The sequence below is a fragment of the Microbacterium sp. CH-015 genome, assembly GCF_049707015.1.
In the GTDB taxonomy this organism is placed as follows: domain Bacteria; phylum Actinomycetota; class Actinomycetes; order Actinomycetales; family Microbacteriaceae; genus Microbacterium; species Microbacterium aurum.
Genome location: NZ_JBNAFJ010000001.1, coordinates 1 through 15,483, shown reverse-complemented (window position 1 = coordinate 15,483; position 15,483 = coordinate 1). Strand labels below are relative to the sequence as shown.

The window sequence follows — 15,483 nt, the reverse complement described above, 5'->3', positions numbered from 1 at the left end:
CAGGGGATTTCCTGCAGTGAGAGTGACCGGCGTCTCGGGGGACACCGTTTCCCAGAGTACGGCAACAGGGGCCGGAGGCTCGCCTCCGGCCCCTGCCGTGGAATTACTTGACCGAACCGCCCGCGGCGACGATCTTCTGCTCGGCCGAACCCGAGACCTTGTCGACGGCGACGGTGAGCTTGACCGAGATGTCGCCGGTGCCGAGCACCTTGACCTTCTCGTTCTTGCGCACCGCACCCTTGGCGACGAGGTCGCTCACGGTGACGTCGCCACCGGAGGGGTACAGCTCGGCGAGCTTGTCGAGGTTGACCACCTGGTACTCGACGCGGAACGGGTTCTTGAACCCGCGCAGCTTCGGCGTACGCATGTGCAGCGGCATCTGACCGCCCTCGAAGCCGACCTTCACCTGGTAGCGGGCCTTCGTGCCCTTGGTGCCGCGGCCGGCGGTCTTGCCCTTCGAGCCCTCACCGCGACCGACACGGGTCTTCGCGGTGTTGGATCCGGGAACCGGACGCAGGTGGTGCACCTTCAGCACACCGGGGCGCGAGGCCTCGGCATCCTTCTTGGGAGCAGCCTTCTTAGCGGGCGCCTTCTTCTCGGCGGCAGCCTTGGCAGCGGCCGGCTTCTTGGCGGCAGCCTTCTTCTCGGTGTTCTTCTCGGCGACCTCTTCGGTCACCTTCTCAGCCTTCTCGGCCATCAGTCGATCTCCTCAACCTTGACGAGGTGCGCGACGGTCTTGACGTAGCCGCGCGTCTGCGCGTCGTCGGGACGGACGACGGAGTCGCCGATCCGCTTGAGACCCAGCGAACGCAGCGTGTCACGCTGGTTCTGCTTCTCGCTCACCTTGGACTTGACCTGGGTCACCTTGAGGCGCGCAGCCATCAGGCACCTCCCTTTGCAGCGGCCAGGGCGTCGGCCTCGGCACGGATCAGACGGGCAGGAGCCACCTGGTCGAAGTCGAGACCGCGACGAGCGGCGACCGCACGGGGCTCCTCGAGCTGCTTGAGCGCCTCAACGGTCGCGTGCACGATGTTGATCGTGTTGGACGAGCCGAGGGACTTCGAGAGCACGTCGTGGATGCCGGCGCACTCGAGCACGGCACGCACCGGACCACCGGCGATGACACCGGTACCGGCGGCAGCCGGACGCAGCAGCACGACACCGGCAGCGGCCTCACCCTGCACCGGGTGCGGGATGGTGGAGCCGGCACGGGGAACCCGGAAGAAGTTGCGCTTGGCCTCTTCGACACCCTTCGAGATGGCGAGGGGGACCTCACGCGCCTTGCCGTAGCCGACGCCGACCAGACCGTTGCCGTCGCCCACGACGACCAGCGCCGTGAAGCTGAAGCGGCGACCGCCCTTGACGACCTTGGACACGCGGTTGATCGTCACGACGCGCTCGAGGAACTGGCTCTTCTCGGCGTCGCGCGACCCGCGGTCGCGGGTCTGGCTGCGCTCGCGGCCACCGCGGCGCGGCTCACGCTCGCGCTCGACGGGCGCCTCAGCGGCTGCCGTCTGCGCGGTCGTTCCCTCAGTGGCCTGTTCGGTCACTTCGTTCTCCACATTCTGAGTAGTTGCATCGCTCACAGGTTCAGACCTCCCTCGCGGGCGCCTTCGGCGATCGCTGCGACACGGCCCGCGTAGCGGTTGCCACCGCGGTCGAACACGACGTCCGAGACGCCGGCGGCCTTCGCACGCTCGGCGACGAGCTCGCCGACCTTGCGGGCCTTGGCGGTCTTGTCACCGTCGAACGTGCGCAGGTCGGCCTCGAGGGTCGACGCGGATGCCACGGTGTGACCCTTGCTGTCGTCGACCAGCTGGACGAAGACGTGGCGGGCCGAGCGGGTGACGACCAGGCGCGGACGCGCCTCGGTGCCCACGACCTTCTTGCGAAGGCGGAGGTGACGACGCGTGCGTGCGTCGCTCTTCGACTTGACAGCCATGGTTACTTACCAGCCTTTCCGGCCTTGCGGCGAACGACCTCGCCCGCGTACCGCACACCCTTGCCCTTGTACGGCTCGGGCTTGCGGATCTTGCGGATGTTCGCGGCGGCCTCACCGACGGCCTGCTTGGAGATGCCGCTGACGGTGAGCTTGTTGTTGCCCTCGACGGTCAGCGTGATGCCGGCCGGCGCCTCGACGAGCACCGGGTGCGAGAAGCCGAGTGCGAACTCGACCGCCGTGCCCTTCTGCGCGACGCGGTAACCGGTGCCGACGACCTCGAGGCCCTTGGTGTACCCCTGGGTCACGCCGATGATGTTGTTGTTGATGAGCGTGCGGGTCAGGCCGTGGAGCGACCGCGACTCGCGCTCGTCGTCGGGACGGGTGACCAGCACCTGTCCCTCCTCGACCTTGACCTCGATGGGCTTGGCGACGGTGAGCACGAGCTCACCCTTCGGGCCCTTGACGGCGACATCCTGGCCGTCCACCGAAACGGTGACGCCGGCGGGGATGTCGATGGGAAGACGTCCGATACGCGACATGTCAGATCACCACACGTAGGCGAGGACTTCCCCACCCACGCCCTTCTGCTCGGCCTGACGGTCGGTGAGAAGACCGGAGGAGGTGGACAGGATCGCGATGCCGAGGCCGCCGAGGACGGTGGGGAGCTCGGTGGACTTCGCGTAGACGCGCAGACCCGGCTTGGAGACGCGCTTGATGCCGGCGATCGACCGCTCGCGGTTCGGGCCGTACTTGAGGTTCAGCGTGAGGGTCTGGCCGACGCGGGCGTCGGAGACCTCCCACGACGAGATGTAGCCCTCCTGCTGGAGGATCTCGGCGATGTGGGTCTTGAGCTTGGAGCTCGGCAGCGACACGGAGTCGTGGTGCGCCGAGTTCGCGTTGCGCAGACGGGTCAGCATGTCAGCGACCGGGTCTGTCATCGTCATTTCTTGGTTTCCTTTGTTCAGTGGTTTCGGATGCCGTTACACGACAGCCGACCTTCTTGAGGTCCGGCCGGATGACCGGGAGTGTGTCAGGCCTGGGCGTCGTCCGTCTTGAACGGGAACCCCAGCTGACGCAGCAGCGAGCGGCCCTCGGCATCCGTCTTCGCGGTCGTGACGACCGTGATGTCGAAGCCGCGGACGCGGTCGATCTTGTCCTGGTTGATCTCGTGGAAGACCGACTGCTCCTGCAGACCGAACGTGTAGTTGCCGTTGCCGTCGAACTGCTTCGGCGACAGGCCGCGGAAGTCGCGGATGCGGGGCAGGGCGAGGTTGACCAGACGGTCGAGGAACTCCCACGCGCGGTCGCCGCGGAGGGTGACGTGCGCGCCGATGGCCTGGCCCTCACGCAGCTTGAACTGCGCGATGGACTTGCGGGCCTTCGTGACGACCGGCTTCTGGCCGGTGATCTTGGTGAGGTCGTCGACCGCGCCGTCGATCACCTTGGAGTCGCGAGCAGCCTCGCCGACACCGGTGTTCACGACGACCTTGACGATCCCCGGGATCTGCATGACGTTCGCGTAGCCGAACTCTTCCTGCAGAGCCTTCTTGATCTCGGTCTGGTACTTCGCCTTCAGACGGGGCTGGATTTTGCCAGCCTCGAGGGCAGTGGTGGTGCTCATCAGAGGTCCTTACCGCTCTTCTTCGCGTAGCGCACGCGGACGTTGCGCTTCACGCCGTCCTTCGTCTGCTCCTCGACGCGGTGACCGACACGGGTCGGCTTCTTGGTCGAGGGGTCGACGAGGGCGACGTTGGAGATGTGGATCGGGGCTTCCATCGTCTCGATGCCGCCCGTCTTGGTGCCGCGCTGCGACTGGCCGACGCGGTTGTGCTTCGTGACGTAGTTGACGCCCTCGACGATGACACGGTTCGACTCGACGAGAACGTCGAGAACCTTGCCCTGCTTGCCGCGGTCGCCGCCCTTGTCCTGCTTCTTGCCAGTGATGACCTGAACCAGGTCACCCTTCTTGATCTTGGCCATGAGGGTCAGATCACCTCCGGTGCGAGCGAGACGATCTTCATGAACTTCTTGTCGCGAAGCTCACGGCCGACCGGGCCGAAGATGCGGGTGCCACGGGGCTCCCCGTCGTTCTTCAGGATGACGGCGGCGTTCTCGTCGAACTTGATGTAGGAACCGTCGGCACGACGGGTCTGCTTGACGGTGCGGACGACGACGGCCTTGACCACGTCGCCCTTCTTGACGTTGCCGCCGGGGATCGCGTCCTTGACGGTCGCCACGATGATGTCGCCCAGTCCGGCGTAGCGGCGGTTGGAACCACCGAGCACGCGGATCGTGAGCAGCTCCTTGGCGCCGGTGTTGTCGGCGACCTTGAGGCGGGACTCAGTCTGGATCATTTCTTACTTCGCCTTCTCGAGGATCTCGACCAGGCGCCACCGCTTGGTGGCGCTGAGCGGCCGGGTCTCGTTGATGAGAACGAGGTCGCCGATGCCGGCGGAGTTCTGCTCGTCGTGGGCCTTGACCTTCGACGTGCGGCGGATGACCTTGCCGTACAGCGGGTGCTTCACGCGGTCCTCGACCTCGACGACGATGGTCTTGTCCATCTTGTCGCTGACGACGTAGCCGCGGCGCGACTTGCGGTAGCCACGGGCGTCCGCGTCGCGGACGTCGTGGGCGGCGTGCTCGTGGCCGGCCTCGACCGGAGCCTCGACGACGGCCTCGGCGGTCGCCTTCTTGGCCGGCGCCTTCTTGGCGGGCGCCTTCTTCTCAGTGGTCTCAGCCATCACTCGGCCTCTTCCTTCACGGCCTCGTCGGCGGCATCCGCCTTCTTGGCCTTGGTCTTCTTCGCCTTGGGCGCGACCTCGACGGGCGCGGGCGTGGCACGGATGCCGAGCTCGCGCTCACGGATCACGGTGTACAGCCGCGCGATGTCGCGCTTGACCGCACGGATGCGGCCGTGGCTCTCGAGCTGGCCAGTGGCCGACTGGAAGCGCAGGTTGAACAGCTCTTCCTTGGCCTTGCGCAGCTCCTCGACGAGGCGCTGGTCCTCGAACGTGTCCAGCTCGCTGGGTGCGAGCGTCTTGGTTCCGACAGCCATTACGCGTCGCCCTCCTCGCGCTTGATGATGCGTGCCTTCAGCGGCAGCTTGTGGATTGCACGGGTCAGCGCCTCACGAGCGAGCTGCTCGTTGACACCGGCGACCTCGAACAGGACGCGACCCGGCTTGACGTTGGCGACCCACCACTCCGGCGAACCCTTACCGGAACCCATGCGGGTCTCGGCCGGCTTCTTGGTCAGCGGACGGTCGGGGTAGATGTTGATCCACACCTTGCCGCCACGCTTGATGTGACGCGTCATCGCGATACGAGCGGACTCGATCTGACGGTTCGTCACGTACGCGGGGGTCAGCGCCTGGATGCCGAACTCGCCGAAGGAGACCTTCGTGCCGCCGGTGGCCTGGCCCGAGCGACCCGGGTGGTGCTGCTTGCGGTACTTGACCTTGCGGGGGATAAGCATTATGCCGATGCTCCTTCTGCGACGGGGGCCTCGTTGCGGGGGCCACGACGGGGACGGTCGCCCCGGTCACGAGCGGGCTTCTGGTTGGCCTGCTCGCGCGCGAGCTCCTTGGCCGTCAGGTCGCCCTTGTAGATCCAGACCTTCACGCCGATGCGGCCGAAGGTGGTCTTGGCCTCGTAGAAGCCGTAGTCGATGTTCGCGCGGAGCGTGTGCAGGGGCACACGGCCTTCGCGGTAGAACTCCGACCGGCTCATCTCGGCGCCGCCGAGGCGGCCGGAGACCTGGATGCGGATGCCCTTGGCACCGGCGCGCTGCGCGCCCTGCAGGCCCTTGCGCATCGCGCGGCGGAACGCCACACGTGCGGAGAGCTGCTCGGCGATGCCCTGCGCGACCAGCTGGGCGTCGGCCTCGGGGTTCTTGACCTCGAGGATGTTCAGCTGGATCTGCTTGCCGGTGAGCTTCTCGAGGTCGGCGCGGATGCGCTCGGCCTCGGCGCCGCGGCGACCGATCACGATGCCCGGGCGGGCGGTGTGGATGTCGACGCGGACGCGGTCACGGGTGCGCTCGATCTCGATGCCGGACACGCCGGCGCGGTCGAGCTGCGTCTGCAGGAGCTTGCGGATCTTGACGTCCTCGGCCACGTAGTCGGCGTAACGCTGTCCCGGCTTCGTGGAGTCGGAGAACCAACGCGACACGTGGTCCGTGGTGATGCCGAGGCGGAAGCCGTACGGGTTGACCTTCTGTCCCATTACTTGCTCGCCTTCTTCTTAGCAGCGGTTGCTGAGCCCGTCGACGCATCTGCGACCTCGGGGGTCGCGAGCTCGACGGTGATGTGGCTCGTGCGCTTCTTGATCTGGAACGCGCGGCCCTGAGCGCGGGGCTGGAAACGCTTCAGCGTCGTGCCCTCGTCGACGTACGCGTTGCGCACGTACAGGTCCTGCTCGTCCAGGAACTCGCCGTCCTTGTCCGCCTTCACGCGGGCGTTGGCGACCGCAGCGGCAACGAGCTTGTAGATCGGCTCGCTGGCACTCTGGGGCGCGAACTTCAGGATGGCCAGGGCCTCCTGAGCCTGCTTGCCCTTGATGAGCGCGACGACACGACGAGCCTTCTGAGGGGTCACGCGAATGTGCTTGACGCGTGCGATGGAATCCACCATGTCTCTCCTCCTCTAGTCCTCTCCAGGATCACCACCGCGTCAGCGGCGGCGGCCCTTCTTGTCGTCCTTCTCGTGGCCGCGGAAGGTGCGGGTGGGCGCGAACTCGCCCAGCTTGTGGCCGACCATGGTCTCGGACACGAACACGGGGATGTGCTTGCGTCCGTCGTGCACGGCGATCGTGTGACCCAGCATGGCCGGGATGATCATCGAACGGCGCGACCAGGTCTTGATGACGTTCTTGGTGCCGGCTTCGTTCTGGACGACGACCTTGCGAAGCAGGTGCTCGTCGACGAAGGGGCCCTTCTTAAGGCTGCGAGGCATCTTCCTCTACTCCTACTTGCGCTTCTTGCCGGCGTTGCGACGGCGGACGATGTACTTGTCGCTTTCCTTGTTGGGGTGGCGGGTGCGACCCTCAGCCTGGCCCCAAGGAGAGACGGGGTGACGTCCACCGGACGTCTTGCCCTCGCCACCACCGTGCGGGTGGTCGACGGGGTTCATCGCGACACCGCGGACGGTCGGGCGCACGCCCTTCCAGCGCTTGCGGCCGGCCTTGCCCCAGTTGATGTTCGACTGCTCGGCGTTGCCGACCTCGCCGATCGTGGCGCGGCAGCGCGCGTCGACGTTGCGGATCTCGCCCGAGGGCAGACGCAGCTGCGCGTAGGGGCCGTCCTTGGCGACGAGACGCACCGACACACCGGCCGACCGCGCGATCTTCGCGCCGCCGCCGGGGCGGAGCTCGATGGCGTGGATGACGGTACCGGTGGGGATGTTCTTCAGCGGCAGGTTGTTGCCCGGCTTGATGTCGGCCGAGGCACCCGACTCGACGATGTCGCCCTGCGCCAGCTTGTTCGGCGCCAGGATGTAGCGCTTCTCGCCGTCGACGTAGTGCAGCAGCGCGATGCGCGCGGTGCGGTTGGGGTCGTACTCGATGTGAGCGACCTTGGCGTTCACGCCGTCCTTGTCGTTGCGACGGAAGTCGATGACGCGGTACTGACGCTTGTGACCGCCACCGATGTGACGCGTGGTGATGCGGCCCTGGTTGTTGCGGCCACCGGTCTTCGACAGCGGGCGCAGCAGCGACTTCTCGGGCGTTGATCGGGTGATCTCGGCGAAGTCGGCCACCGACGAACCGCGACGACCCGGGGTCGTGGGCTTGTACTTGCGAATAGCCATGTTCTCTAGTCCTCTATCCCAGCGGTCAGCCGACGGCCGTGAAGATGTCGATGGTGCCCGACTTCAGCGTGACGATGGCGCGCTTGGTGTCCTTGCGCTTGCCGGTGCCGAAGCGGGTGCGACGGGCCTTGCCCGCGCGGTTGAGCGTGTTCACCGCGGCGACCTTGACGCCGAAGATCTTCTCGATGGCGAGCTTGATCTCGGTCTTGGAGGCGCGGGGGTCCACGAGGAACGTGTACTTGCCCTCGTCGATGAGCCCGTAGCTCTTCTCCGAGACGACCGGCTTCAGGATGACGTCGCGCGGGTCCTTGTTGACGGCGATGTTCGCGGTGCTCATGCCGAGACCTCCTCGGTGGTGGCGCTCTTGGACGCGACGAACGCGTCGTAGGCGGCCTTGGTGAAGACGATGTCGTCCGAGACGAGCACGTCGTAGGCGTTGAGCTGGCCGGCGTCGAGCACGTGGACGTACCCGAGGTTGCGGACGCTCTTGACGGTCAGCTCGTCGCCACGCTCGGTGACCACGAGGACGTTCTTGACGGCGCCGAGACCGGACAGCACGAATGCCGCGGCCTTCGTCGACGGCGCACCGTCGATGCCGAAGGAGTCGACGATGTGCAGACGGCCGCCGCGAGCACGATCGCTGAGCGCGCCCAGCAGGGCGGCGGCGATCATCTTCTTGGGGGTGCGCTGGCCGTAGTCGCGCGGCTTCGGGCCGTGGACGATGCCACCACCGGTCATGTGCGGCGCGCGGATCGAGCCCTGGCGGGCGTTACCCGTGCCCTTCTGCTTGAAGGGCTTGCGGCCGGCACCGGAGACCTCACCGCGACGCTTGGTCGAGTGGGTGCCCTGGCGAGCCGCGGCGAGCTGCGCGACGACGACCTGGTGGATGAGGGGGATGTTCGTCTTGACGTCGAAGATGGCGGCGGGCAGCTCCACGGAGCCGGCCTTCTTGCCGTCGGCCTTCACGACGTCGAGCGCGAGAGTCGAGTCAGCCATGATCAGGCACCCTTCACTGCGTTGCGGACGTAGACGATGCGGCCGCGCGCGCCGGGGACGGCGCCCTTGACGAGCAGCAGACCCTTCTCGGCGTCGACGGCGTGCACCGTGAGGTTGAGGACGGTCACGCGCTCGCCACCCATACGGCCGGCCATGCGCATGCCCTTGAAGACGCGGCTCGGGGTCGACGAGGCGCCGATCGAACCGGGCTTGCGGTGGTTGCGGTGCGCACCGTGCGAGGCGGAGACACCCTTGAAGTTGTGGCGCTTCATGACACCCGCGGTGCCCTTGCCCTTGCTGGTGCCGACGACGTCGACCAGCTGGCCGGCCTCGAAGGTGGCGTCCACGGTGAGCTCCTGGCCCAGCGTGTAGTCACCGGCATCCGCCGTGCGCACCTCGGTGAGGTGACGACGCGGGGTGACCCCGGCGGCCTCGAAGTGGGCGGTGAGGGGCTGGTTGACCTTGCGGGGGTCGATCTGCCCGTAGGCGATCTGAACGGCGTTGTAGCCGTCGCGCTCGGGCGTGCGCACCTGGGTGACCACGTTGGGGGCCACCTCGATGACGGTGACGGGAACGAGCTTGCCGTTCTCGTCCCAGACCTGGGTCATGCCCAGCTTCGTGCCGAGCAGGCCCTTGGAAACCTTTTCGTTGATGTGTGCCATGACCGGGACCTCAGAGCTTGATCTCGATGTTGACGTCGGCCGGGAGGTCGAGGCGCATCAGGGAGTCGACGGCCTTGGGCGTCGGGTCGATGATGTCGATGAGGCGCTTGTGGGTGCGCATCTCGAAGTGCTCGCGGCTGTCCTTGTATTTGTGGGGCGAACGAATGACGCACACCACGTTCTTCTCGGTCGGAAGCGGCACGGGGCCGACGACCGTGGCGCCCGCGCGGGTGACCGTGTCGACGATCTTGCGCGCCGACGTGTCGATGACCTCGTGGTCATACGACTTCAGGCGAATGCGGATCTTCTGTCCCGCCATTGTCTGCTCTCTCTCTTCTCGCGTCATACCTCACGGGCATTGGACGCACGGTGGTGCTCTCGCACCGGATGCTGCACCGCTGTTCTGATGTCAACCCGCGCGCGGACGCGCGGTATCCACCTGAACTGGGGGTGGATGTCTGTTCTGCTGCCCGCGGCCTAGACTCTGAGCTCTCGCCGGTCTATGCACTGCCCTGGCAGTGATCCCGCGCCGCGCTCTTCTTTTCAGACACAGCGCACGCAGGAATGTGGAACCTGACTAGTCTACGTGTCGCCCGGGCGTGTCGCAAACCCGGGCGTGTCGCGGTCTTCGACGGGCACCGTGGGTCGGCGCCCGGCGACCGTGACGTACACCCCGAGGAGGATCACCACACCCCCGAAGGTCACCGCCCACCAGGGGAACCCGGGCACATCCGGATGCCGACCGGCGTCGCTCACGTCCTTGACGGGAGTGGGCAGGATCCGCTCGCCCGTCACGAGGATCCGGTGGCTGTTGATCCCGAGCGGGGTGCAGGTCACGAGGGTGACCAGATCGTTGCCGCGCTGCGGTCGCAACGTCTCCGTGTCATCCGGCGCGACGATGCGGGTGTCGATGATGCGGTAGGTGAGGACCTCGCCGAAGACCTCGATCGTGAACGTGTCCCCCATCGTGAGCAGATCGAGATGGGTGAACAGCTCCGAGGTCGCGAGTCCGCGATGGCCGGTGAGCACCGCATGCGTGGATTCTCCGCCGACCGGGAGTGCCGTCCCTTCGAGATGACCCACGCCATGCTCGAGCACGTCGTCGCTCGTGCCGTGGTAGATCGGGAGGTCGACATTGATCGCGGGGATCTTGAGGCGCGCCATGAGGCCGAGATCGTCCGCATGCAGCAGATCTGCGTAGTCCGCGTGGGCGGCGGCATCCACCTCGGACTGGGGTTTGCGCTCTCCCGCGGCGAGGACCGATGTCCCCCCGATGAGAGCCTGGTTGTACTCCTCGGCGCGCTGGATCTCCTCGACGCGGTGCTCGGCGCTCAGCGCACCGATGCTGTCGGTGTACTCGTCGATCTGCTGGGACTGCTGAAGCTGTGTGAACCACGCAGCGGCGCTCGGGTAGAGCAGCAACGCGGCACCGGCGAGGCCGATCAGCGCGATCACGACGCTGAGCCCTGATACCCGCCGCGGCCGACGCATGCGCCGATGCCGGGGCGCGGAGTCCTCCCCACCCCCCGGCATCGGTTCAGTCATGCTCGTGCCGGTCAGGCCTGGACGGCCTCGTGGCGACGGCGACGTGCGGCCACCAGGACCGCCGCACCTGCCGCGATGACCACGAGCGCCACGCCACCAACGCCGAACCACAGTGCGCCGTCACCACCGGTCAGCGGCAGCGCCCACGCGGGCACCTGCGCGTACGGCACATCCACGTAATTCTTCGGCGCCGCCGGGTCTGAGGTCCCCGCCGTGATCGTCGTAGCGACCTGGGTGTTCGCAGGCAGCTGGTAGCCCGCCGAGGGCGTGACCAGCACGAGGGTGTAGTTACCGGGACGCAGCTCGGGAACGGTCAGCAGGCCGTTCGCGTCGGAGGTCCAGGAGTTCACACCGTTCACGACGACGGTGTTGCCCGCTGCGTCCTTCACCCGGTAGACGCCGCCGGCAAGCGGCGTCGTGGTGCCCGTGACGTGCGAGAACACCTGCAGCTGCCCGAAGGTCGTCGTGGCGGTGGCGGTGTTTCCCGACTTGCCGTTGACGTCGCTCGTCGCGCTGTTGGTGATGACGCCGTTCGCAGGCACACCCACGACGCGCGTGAGCACGTCGAACGTGACCGTGCCGCCGGGCGCCTGAGTGCTGAGCTTGGTCAGACCCGTCGACGTGAAGGTCACGGTGCGGGTGGTCCCGGTCGCGGGCGAGATCGTGTAGTCGGTGCCGGCGGTCAGCGCGACGGCGGTCGTGCCGTCGGCCTTCACGGCCGTGACGGTTCCGGCGGGGAGGCCGAGAGCGACAGCTGCGGCATCCGTCACGAATGCGAGCTGGGCCGCGTCGATGACGTCGGTGAGCACGAAGCTCGAGATCGTGCCGGACGCGAGCACGGGGACCTTCGCCGTGATCGCCCAGCGCGCCAGGTCTGCGCCGGCGGCGATGTCCGCCGCCGTGGTGGTCTCGGACTTCCCGAGCGAGGTCACCGCGTTCTTGGGGTACACGTGCACGTCGTAGATCCAGGTGTTCGACGGCGTGGCCGTCGGGCCGGTCGCGAACGGGACCGACACGAGGAACGGCGCCGCGGCCTCGGTCACCGACGAGGGGGTGCCCGTCTCGGTGACGAGGTAGAGACCGAAGGGCAGCGTCGCCGTCGCGGTGCCGGAGCCTGTCGTGGTGACCGAGGCCGCCGCGCCGAGACCGGCGGCGGTCGCCGCGGTGACGGGGTTGGCCGCCGCCATGATCGACTGCACCGAAGCCCAGCCGGCCGCCGTCTTGAGGTCGTAGTTCGCGACGCGCTGGATGCTGAACGTGACGCCGTTCAGGGGCGTGCCGGTCACGGTCTGCTCCTGCCCGTTGCCGGGCGTGACACCGTTCGCGCCGGAGCGCTCGTACTTGTGGATGGTCAGCGTGCCCTGGGTGCCGGTGATGTTGCCGACACCGGTCGCGGCCGAGGCCGGACCGGCGGCTGCCAACGTGCCGAAGAGCGCGATCGCGACGACGCCGACTGCGGCCGCGAAACGCCGGGCGATGCCCGGACGGATGCTGGTGTTCATTCTTTCTGCTTTCTCGGGGGTATCAGCGGTGTGGCGGGAAGGGTCAGGTGTGCTGTATGCGCGTGCGGCGGCGACGCTGCCAGAAGGCGAGACCCGCCATCAGCGCGAGCAACAGGGCACCGGAGATGAGGAACACGTCGGTGCTGGTTCCGCCCGTGAGCGGAAGGACGACTGCGGGGATCTTGTCGTTGACGAAGCGATAGACCGCCGTCTGGCCAGCTGCCGGCGCCGTGATCTCAGTCGACTCGACGTCGACCCACACTCCGTCGCTCAGTCGCTGCAGCGCGAGCTGACGGTATGCGATCGTGCTGGACGGGTTCGCGAGCGCTTCGCTGAGGGTGTAGGTGTGATCCGGGCGCACCTCGAACGTGCTCGCCGGATTGCCCGCGGAGGAGTACTCCGCGCCCGCTCGCGTCTCCGTGGGGATCGACACGCCGGAGAGCGTCGTCGGCGTGGCCGTGACGTTCCAGGTCGAGGCCGTGAAGCCGGCCGAAGGCGTGACGACGTTCTTCAGAAGCGTCAGCGTGGCAGTCCGGAGAGTTACCGCGCAGTTCACTGCGCTGCCGGCGACGAGGGAGACGAGGCCTCCCGACGTCACCGTCACCGCGGAGCCGTCTTGGTCGGCGCATGTCCAGGCGCCGGCAACGTAGGTTCCTGGACCGCCCGTCGCGGCGAGCTGGTAGCCGGTGGCCGGGGTCACTGTCCTGTTCGTCGCACCTGTGGAGCCGGTGGTGCCTGTCGGCCCCGCCGCCGAACCGGACGGACCGGTTGCGCTGAGGTTCCACGCGGTGGGGAGGGCGGAGCCCGAACCCACCGAGGCCGTCAGGGTCAGCGTCGTCGCCTTGAGCCGATTGACGAAGCCACACGCGACGGCGTCGCCCGGAGCGATGTCGGCGACCGACCCGCCCGTGGCCGCGGTGAACGTGACGGTGCGCGTCACTCCGGAGAGAGATGTCACCTGGCACTGTGCGCTGACGAATGTGTGCGTGGTCTTCTGCGTCTCCGACACCGCGACCGTCGCGCGCGAAGCCGCCGTCGCGAAGGATATCTGCCACGACGCGGACCCCGACGCCGCGGTGGTCTGCGTCGTCGCCGCCGGGGTCGTGGTGACGCCGGTTCCGCTCGGCACGACGCCCAGGACCCATCCCGATCCGGGCTGCGGGTTGGCGCCCGTGACGTCCTGCACCTGCTTGGTGACCGTGACGGTGGCGAGCAGCGGCGAGTTCGTGATCGTGCAGACGACGGCGACTCCTGCGACGGTGGCCGCCGGGATCGCGATCGTGCCGGAGGAGCCTGTGCCGCTCGCTAAGACGCTCGTTCCGTTCCGGCACTCCCACGCCGACGTGTAGTTCGTGAGCGCCGATGTCGACCCCGCAGCCATGACCTCACTGAAGTCGTATGACTGCCCGGAGATCACCTGCCTCGCGGCGATGGACTGCGTCTGCACGCCCGTCGCGCTGCCCGACGTCGTCGCGGTCGCGATGTCGGACGTCGACCCGGCCGAGCGCAGACGCAGCACGAACTGATCTGAGGCGGCGGCGCGGCTGACGATGTTCTTGCGGACGCTGAGGGTGCTCGGCGCGTTGACGGTGAGCGTCGCCGTCTCGGGCGAGTTGAGGATCGTCGTGACATTGCTCGCACCGTTGGTGTAGACGCCGGGCGTGCTCGAGGTGACGTTGACCGTCACGGTGCACGATGTCGCACCGGTTGCGAAATCCACCCCGGACACAGTGACCACTGAGGATCCTGCGTTGGCGGTGCGGACGAGCGCCGAACCCGTCGTGCTCGTGCAGGTTCCCCCGATCGTCGGTGTCGCCGCGACCACGAGCCCCGAAGGCAGCGCGTCGGAGAACGACATATCTGCCTTGGCAGCCAGCTCGCTCGTGTTGGTGATCGTGAACGTCAGCGTCGAGACTTCCCCCGCCGTGACGCTCGTCGGCGCGAAGCTCTTGTCGAGGCTTGGAGTGACGTCGATCAGGCGGAGGTTGTCGACGCCGAAGTCGTTGCCCTCGGACGCAGTCGTCTGGTTGCGCACGCGCAACTGAGCCGTCGCGAGCTGGGCGGGCGTGAGCAGCTGCGACCCCGCGGCGGTGAAGCGCCCCGCGCGCACCGACGTGCCGCCGTTGTCCCAGGGATTGCTGCCCGCGCCTTGCGGAGTCGGTGAGGTGTAATAGCCGGCGCCGCTGGCCGAGCAGGCCTGAATCGCGGTCGGAGTGACAGACGTCTCCGTACCGGAGACGACGAGCGAGAGATTGATCCGCGAGTTGTTCGCCCCACTCAAGTAACTGCAGGATGCCTCCACGACGTCGATCGACGCGGTGTAGTACCGGTTCGTTGTGGCGCTCACGCCGATCGCCGAGCTCGTCATGACGATCTGATTCGCCGTTCCCGTGCCCCCGTCAGTGGTCCACTCAGCGACGGCGTGGTTGTTCTGGGTGCCACTCGTCGACCCGTTCGCCGGAGCTCCTGCTGTCCCGCCGGATACACCCGCGGCGACCTGACCGAGCACATCGGCCATGCGCCGCGCGTTCATCTGCGCGACGGCGGCGACCTCGACCGTGCAGAACGGCGCGGAGAACGAGGCGACGTTGCCGTTGGCCGATCGGCTTGCGAGATAGCTCAGGACGACGCCGTTGCAGTTTCCATAGTCAAACCAGTAGGTGGCGCCCGTGTAGGTCGTCCCCGCAGCGGACTGATAGGTGCCCAACCGCGTGGGAGCTGTTCCCTGGCCATTCTCGAACGTCTCCGCCCAGACCTGCGTGGGCGCCTCCGTGACGCCGGCAGCCATCGGGACGATGCCGATTGCGGCGGCGGCATCCGCTCCCGCGACTGCCGTCGCAGAAGGAGCCACGCACAGAGCGCCGACCACGGCGAGCGTGGTGGCGGCGATGATCGTCGCCTTCCGGCGCGCACGAATGAACCGCATGTCTCCCCTCCGAGTCTCTGCAGATCGGGGGGGGGTGCCCCTATGTCTTCTGTCAAGCGGCGAGGACCGGTTCGGTGATGCGCGACTGGTAGAGGGTGCCGTCGCGG

The 15,483-nt window shown here is 67.5% G+C and carries 23 protein-coding genes; all 23 read right to left on the bottom strand.

All coding sequences use genetic code 11. The annotated features are described in order from the left end of the window. Positions 1-103 precede the first annotated feature (103 nt). On the bottom strand, positions 104-697 hold the full coding sequence (gene rplO / locus ACPYN4_RS00115) for a 50S ribosomal protein L15 (RefSeq protein WP_076691636.1): 594 nt from the start codon (positions 695-697) through the stop codon (positions 104-106). Further along, the gene (gene rpmD / locus ACPYN4_RS00110; protein ID WP_023954062.1) at positions 697-882 is read right to left on the bottom strand and encodes a 50S ribosomal protein L30; all 186 of its coding nucleotides are present in this window, start codon (positions 880-882) and stop codon (positions 697-699) included. The genes rplO and rpmD overlap by 1 nt, the downstream gene beginning before the upstream one ends. Then, positions 882-1,586 carry a 30S ribosomal protein S5 gene (gene rpsE / locus ACPYN4_RS00105; protein ID WP_076691637.1) on the bottom strand — a complete coding sequence of 235 codons (705 nt, stop codon included), beginning with the start codon at positions 1,584-1,586 and terminating at the stop codon, positions 882-884. Before rpsE ends, rpmD begins: the two co-directional genes overlap by 1 nt. Further along, positions 1,583-1,942, bottom strand: coding sequence for a 50S ribosomal protein L18 (gene rplR / locus ACPYN4_RS00100; protein ID WP_076691638.1), 360 nt, complete (start codon positions 1,940-1,942; stop codon positions 1,583-1,585). The genes rpsE and rplR overlap by 4 nt, the downstream gene beginning before the upstream one ends. A gap of 2 nt (positions 1,943-1,944) precedes the next feature. Beyond that, positions 1,945-2,481 (bottom strand): 50S ribosomal protein L6, encoded by a 537-nt coding sequence (gene rplF / locus ACPYN4_RS00095; RefSeq protein ID WP_076691639.1) that lies wholly within the window; start codon positions 2,479-2,481, stop codon positions 1,945-1,947. Positions 2,482-2,487: 6 nt separating this feature from the next. Then, positions 2,488-2,886, bottom strand: a complete 399-nt coding sequence (rpsH, locus tag ACPYN4_RS00090) for a 30S ribosomal protein S8 (RefSeq protein WP_076691640.1) — start codon at positions 2,884-2,886, stop codon at positions 2,488-2,490. A gap of 86 nt (positions 2,887-2,972) precedes the next feature. Continuing rightward, a complete protein-coding gene (rplE, locus tag ACPYN4_RS00085; protein ID WP_076691641.1) occupies positions 2,973-3,563 on the bottom strand; it encodes a 50S ribosomal protein L5 in 591 nt (196 codons plus the stop codon). Next, entirely contained in the window at positions 3,563-3,922 is a 360-nt protein-coding gene (gene rplX, locus ACPYN4_RS00080) for a 50S ribosomal protein L24 (RefSeq protein WP_076691642.1), read from the bottom strand. Before rplX ends, rplE begins: the two co-directional genes overlap by 1 nt. A 5-nt stretch (positions 3,923-3,927) precedes the next feature. Beyond that, the gene (gene rplN, locus ACPYN4_RS00075; protein WP_018171454.1) at positions 3,928-4,296 is read right to left on the bottom strand and encodes a 50S ribosomal protein L14; all 369 of its coding nucleotides are present in this window, start codon (positions 4,294-4,296) and stop codon (positions 3,928-3,930) included. A 3-nt stretch (positions 4,297-4,299) separates the two neighbouring features. Then, positions 4,300-4,683 carry a 30S ribosomal protein S17 gene (rpsQ, locus tag ACPYN4_RS00070; RefSeq protein WP_239281798.1) on the bottom strand — a complete coding sequence of 128 codons (384 nt, stop codon included), beginning with the start codon at positions 4,681-4,683 and terminating at the stop codon, positions 4,300-4,302. Next, positions 4,683-4,997 carry a 50S ribosomal protein L29 gene (rpmC, locus tag ACPYN4_RS00065; protein WP_275445314.1) on the bottom strand — a complete coding sequence of 105 codons (315 nt, stop codon included), beginning with the start codon at positions 4,995-4,997 and terminating at the stop codon, positions 4,683-4,685. The genes rpsQ and rpmC overlap by 1 nt, the downstream gene beginning before the upstream one ends. Then, on the bottom strand, positions 4,997-5,416 hold the full coding sequence (rplP, locus tag ACPYN4_RS00060) for a 50S ribosomal protein L16 (protein WP_029145865.1): 420 nt from the start codon (positions 5,414-5,416) through the stop codon (positions 4,997-4,999). The genes rpmC and rplP overlap by 1 nt, the downstream gene beginning before the upstream one ends. Next, positions 5,416-6,165, bottom strand: coding sequence for a 30S ribosomal protein S3 (gene rpsC / locus ACPYN4_RS00055; RefSeq protein ID WP_239281797.1), 750 nt, complete (start codon positions 6,163-6,165; stop codon positions 5,416-5,418). The genes rplP and rpsC overlap by 1 nt, the downstream gene beginning before the upstream one ends. After that, positions 6,165-6,572 carry a 50S ribosomal protein L22 gene (rplV, locus tag ACPYN4_RS00050; protein ID WP_076691646.1) on the bottom strand — a complete coding sequence of 136 codons (408 nt, stop codon included), beginning with the start codon at positions 6,570-6,572 and terminating at the stop codon, positions 6,165-6,167. The genes rpsC and rplV overlap by 1 nt, the downstream gene beginning before the upstream one ends. 39 nt (positions 6,573-6,611) lie before the next feature. Beyond that, the gene (gene rpsS / locus ACPYN4_RS00045; RefSeq protein WP_017201589.1) at positions 6,612-6,893 is read right to left on the bottom strand and encodes a 30S ribosomal protein S19; all 282 of its coding nucleotides are present in this window, start codon (positions 6,891-6,893) and stop codon (positions 6,612-6,614) included. A gap of 12 nt (positions 6,894-6,905) precedes the next feature. Continuing rightward, a complete protein-coding gene (gene rplB / locus ACPYN4_RS00040; protein WP_076691647.1) occupies positions 6,906-7,745 on the bottom strand; it encodes a 50S ribosomal protein L2 in 840 nt (279 codons plus the stop codon). 25 nt (positions 7,746-7,770) lie between these two features. Beyond that, positions 7,771-8,082, bottom strand: coding sequence for a 50S ribosomal protein L23 (rplW, locus tag ACPYN4_RS00035; RefSeq protein WP_076691648.1), 312 nt, complete (start codon positions 8,080-8,082; stop codon positions 7,771-7,773). Further along, positions 8,079-8,741 carry a 50S ribosomal protein L4 gene (gene rplD / locus ACPYN4_RS00030; protein ID WP_239281796.1) on the bottom strand — a complete coding sequence of 221 codons (663 nt, stop codon included), beginning with the start codon at positions 8,739-8,741 and terminating at the stop codon, positions 8,079-8,081. Before rplD ends, rplW begins: the two co-directional genes overlap by 4 nt. 2 nt (positions 8,742-8,743) lie before the next feature. Beyond that, a complete protein-coding gene (gene rplC / locus ACPYN4_RS00025) occupies positions 8,744-9,403 on the bottom strand; it encodes a 50S ribosomal protein L3 (protein WP_076691650.1) in 660 nt (219 codons plus the stop codon). 10 nt (positions 9,404-9,413) lie between these two features. Continuing rightward, positions 9,414-9,722: a 30S ribosomal protein S10 gene (gene rpsJ / locus ACPYN4_RS00020; protein WP_005050520.1), complete on the bottom strand. Its 309-nt coding sequence runs from the start codon at positions 9,720-9,722 to the stop codon at positions 9,414-9,416. 263 nt (positions 9,723-9,985) lie between these two features. Next, complete coding sequence (locus ACPYN4_RS00015; RefSeq protein ID WP_287271237.1) at positions 9,986-10,858, bottom strand: class C sortase; 873 nt, start codon at positions 10,856-10,858, stop codon at positions 9,986-9,988. 101 nt (positions 10,859-10,959) lie between these two features. Further along, complete coding sequence (locus tag ACPYN4_RS00010; protein WP_287271235.1) at positions 10,960-12,450, bottom strand: SpaH/EbpB family LPXTG-anchored major pilin; 1,491 nt, start codon at positions 12,448-12,450, stop codon at positions 10,960-10,962. Positions 12,451-12,493: 43 nt separating this feature from the next. Beyond that, positions 12,494-15,376 carry a beta strand repeat-containing protein gene (locus ACPYN4_RS00005; protein WP_424445316.1) on the bottom strand — a complete coding sequence of 961 codons (2,883 nt, stop codon included), beginning with the start codon at positions 15,374-15,376 and terminating at the stop codon, positions 12,494-12,496. Positions 15,377-15,483 lie beyond the last annotated feature (107 nt).

Excerpts from the sequence above, each read along its gene's own strand:
- rpsS (WP_017201589.1), bottom strand. The coding sequence starts at position 6,893 with ATGCCTCGCAGCCTTAAGAAGGGCCCCTTCGTCGACGAGCACCTGCTT.
- rplE (WP_076691641.1), bottom strand. The coding sequence starts at position 3,563 with ATGAGCACCACCACTGCCCTCGAGGCTGGCAAAATCCAGCCCCGTCTG.
- rplR (WP_076691638.1), bottom strand. The coding sequence starts at position 1,942 with ATGGCTGTCAAGTCGAAGAGCGACGCACGCACGCGTCGTCACCTCCGC.
- rplW (WP_076691648.1), bottom strand. The coding sequence starts at position 8,082 with ATGAGCACCGCGAACATCGCCGTCAACAAGGACCCGCGCGACGTCATC.
- rplC (WP_076691650.1), bottom strand. The coding sequence starts at position 9,403 with ATGGCACACATCAACGAAAAGGTTTCCAAGGGCCTGCTCGGCACGAAG.
- rpsJ (WP_005050520.1), bottom strand. The coding sequence starts at position 9,722 with ATGGCGGGACAGAAGATCCGCATTCGCCTGAAGTCGTATGACCACGAG.
- rpmD (WP_023954062.1), bottom strand. The coding sequence starts at position 882 with ATGGCTGCGCGCCTCAAGGTGACCCAGGTCAAGTCCAAGGTGAGCGAG.
- rpmC (WP_275445314.1), bottom strand. The coding sequence starts at position 4,997 with ATGGCTGTCGGAACCAAGACGCTCGCACCCAGCGAGCTGGACACGTTC.
- rpsC (WP_239281797.1), bottom strand. The coding sequence starts at position 6,165 with ATGGGACAGAAGGTCAACCCGTACGGCTTCCGCCTCGGCATCACCACG.
- rplO (WP_076691636.1), bottom strand. The coding sequence starts at position 697 with ATGGCCGAGAAGGCTGAGAAGGTGACCGAAGAGGTCGCCGAGAAGAAC.
- rplP (WP_029145865.1), bottom strand. The coding sequence starts at position 5,416 with ATGCTTATCCCCCGCAAGGTCAAGTACCGCAAGCAGCACCACCCGGGT.
- ACPYN4_RS00005 (WP_424445316.1), bottom strand. The coding sequence starts at position 15,376 with ATGCGGTTCATTCGTGCGCGCCGGAAGGCGACGATCATCGCCGCCACC.
- ACPYN4_RS00010 (WP_287271235.1), bottom strand. The coding sequence starts at position 12,450 with ATGAACACCAGCATCCGTCCGGGCATCGCCCGGCGTTTCGCGGCCGCA.
- rplD (WP_239281796.1), bottom strand. The coding sequence starts at position 8,741 with ATGGCTGACTCGACTCTCGCGCTCGACGTCGTGAAGGCCGACGGCAAG.
- rplX (WP_076691642.1), bottom strand. The coding sequence starts at position 3,922 with ATGGCCAAGATCAAGAAGGGTGACCTGGTTCAGGTCATCACTGGCAAG.
- rplN (WP_018171454.1), bottom strand. The coding sequence starts at position 4,296 with ATGATCCAGACTGAGTCCCGCCTCAAGGTCGCCGACAACACCGGCGCC.
- rplV (WP_076691646.1), bottom strand. The coding sequence starts at position 6,572 with ATGGTGGATTCCATCGCACGCGTCAAGCACATTCGCGTGACCCCTCAG.
- rpsH (WP_076691640.1), bottom strand. The coding sequence starts at position 2,886 with ATGACGATGACAGACCCGGTCGCTGACATGCTGACCCGTCTGCGCAAC.
- rplF (WP_076691639.1), bottom strand. The coding sequence starts at position 2,481 with ATGTCGCGTATCGGACGTCTTCCCATCGACATCCCCGCCGGCGTCACC.
- rpsQ (WP_239281798.1), bottom strand. The coding sequence starts at position 4,683 with ATGGCTGAGACCACTGAGAAGAAGGCGCCCGCCAAGAAGGCGCCGGCC.
- rplB (WP_076691647.1), bottom strand. The coding sequence starts at position 7,745 with ATGGCTATTCGCAAGTACAAGCCCACGACCCCGGGTCGTCGCGGTTCG.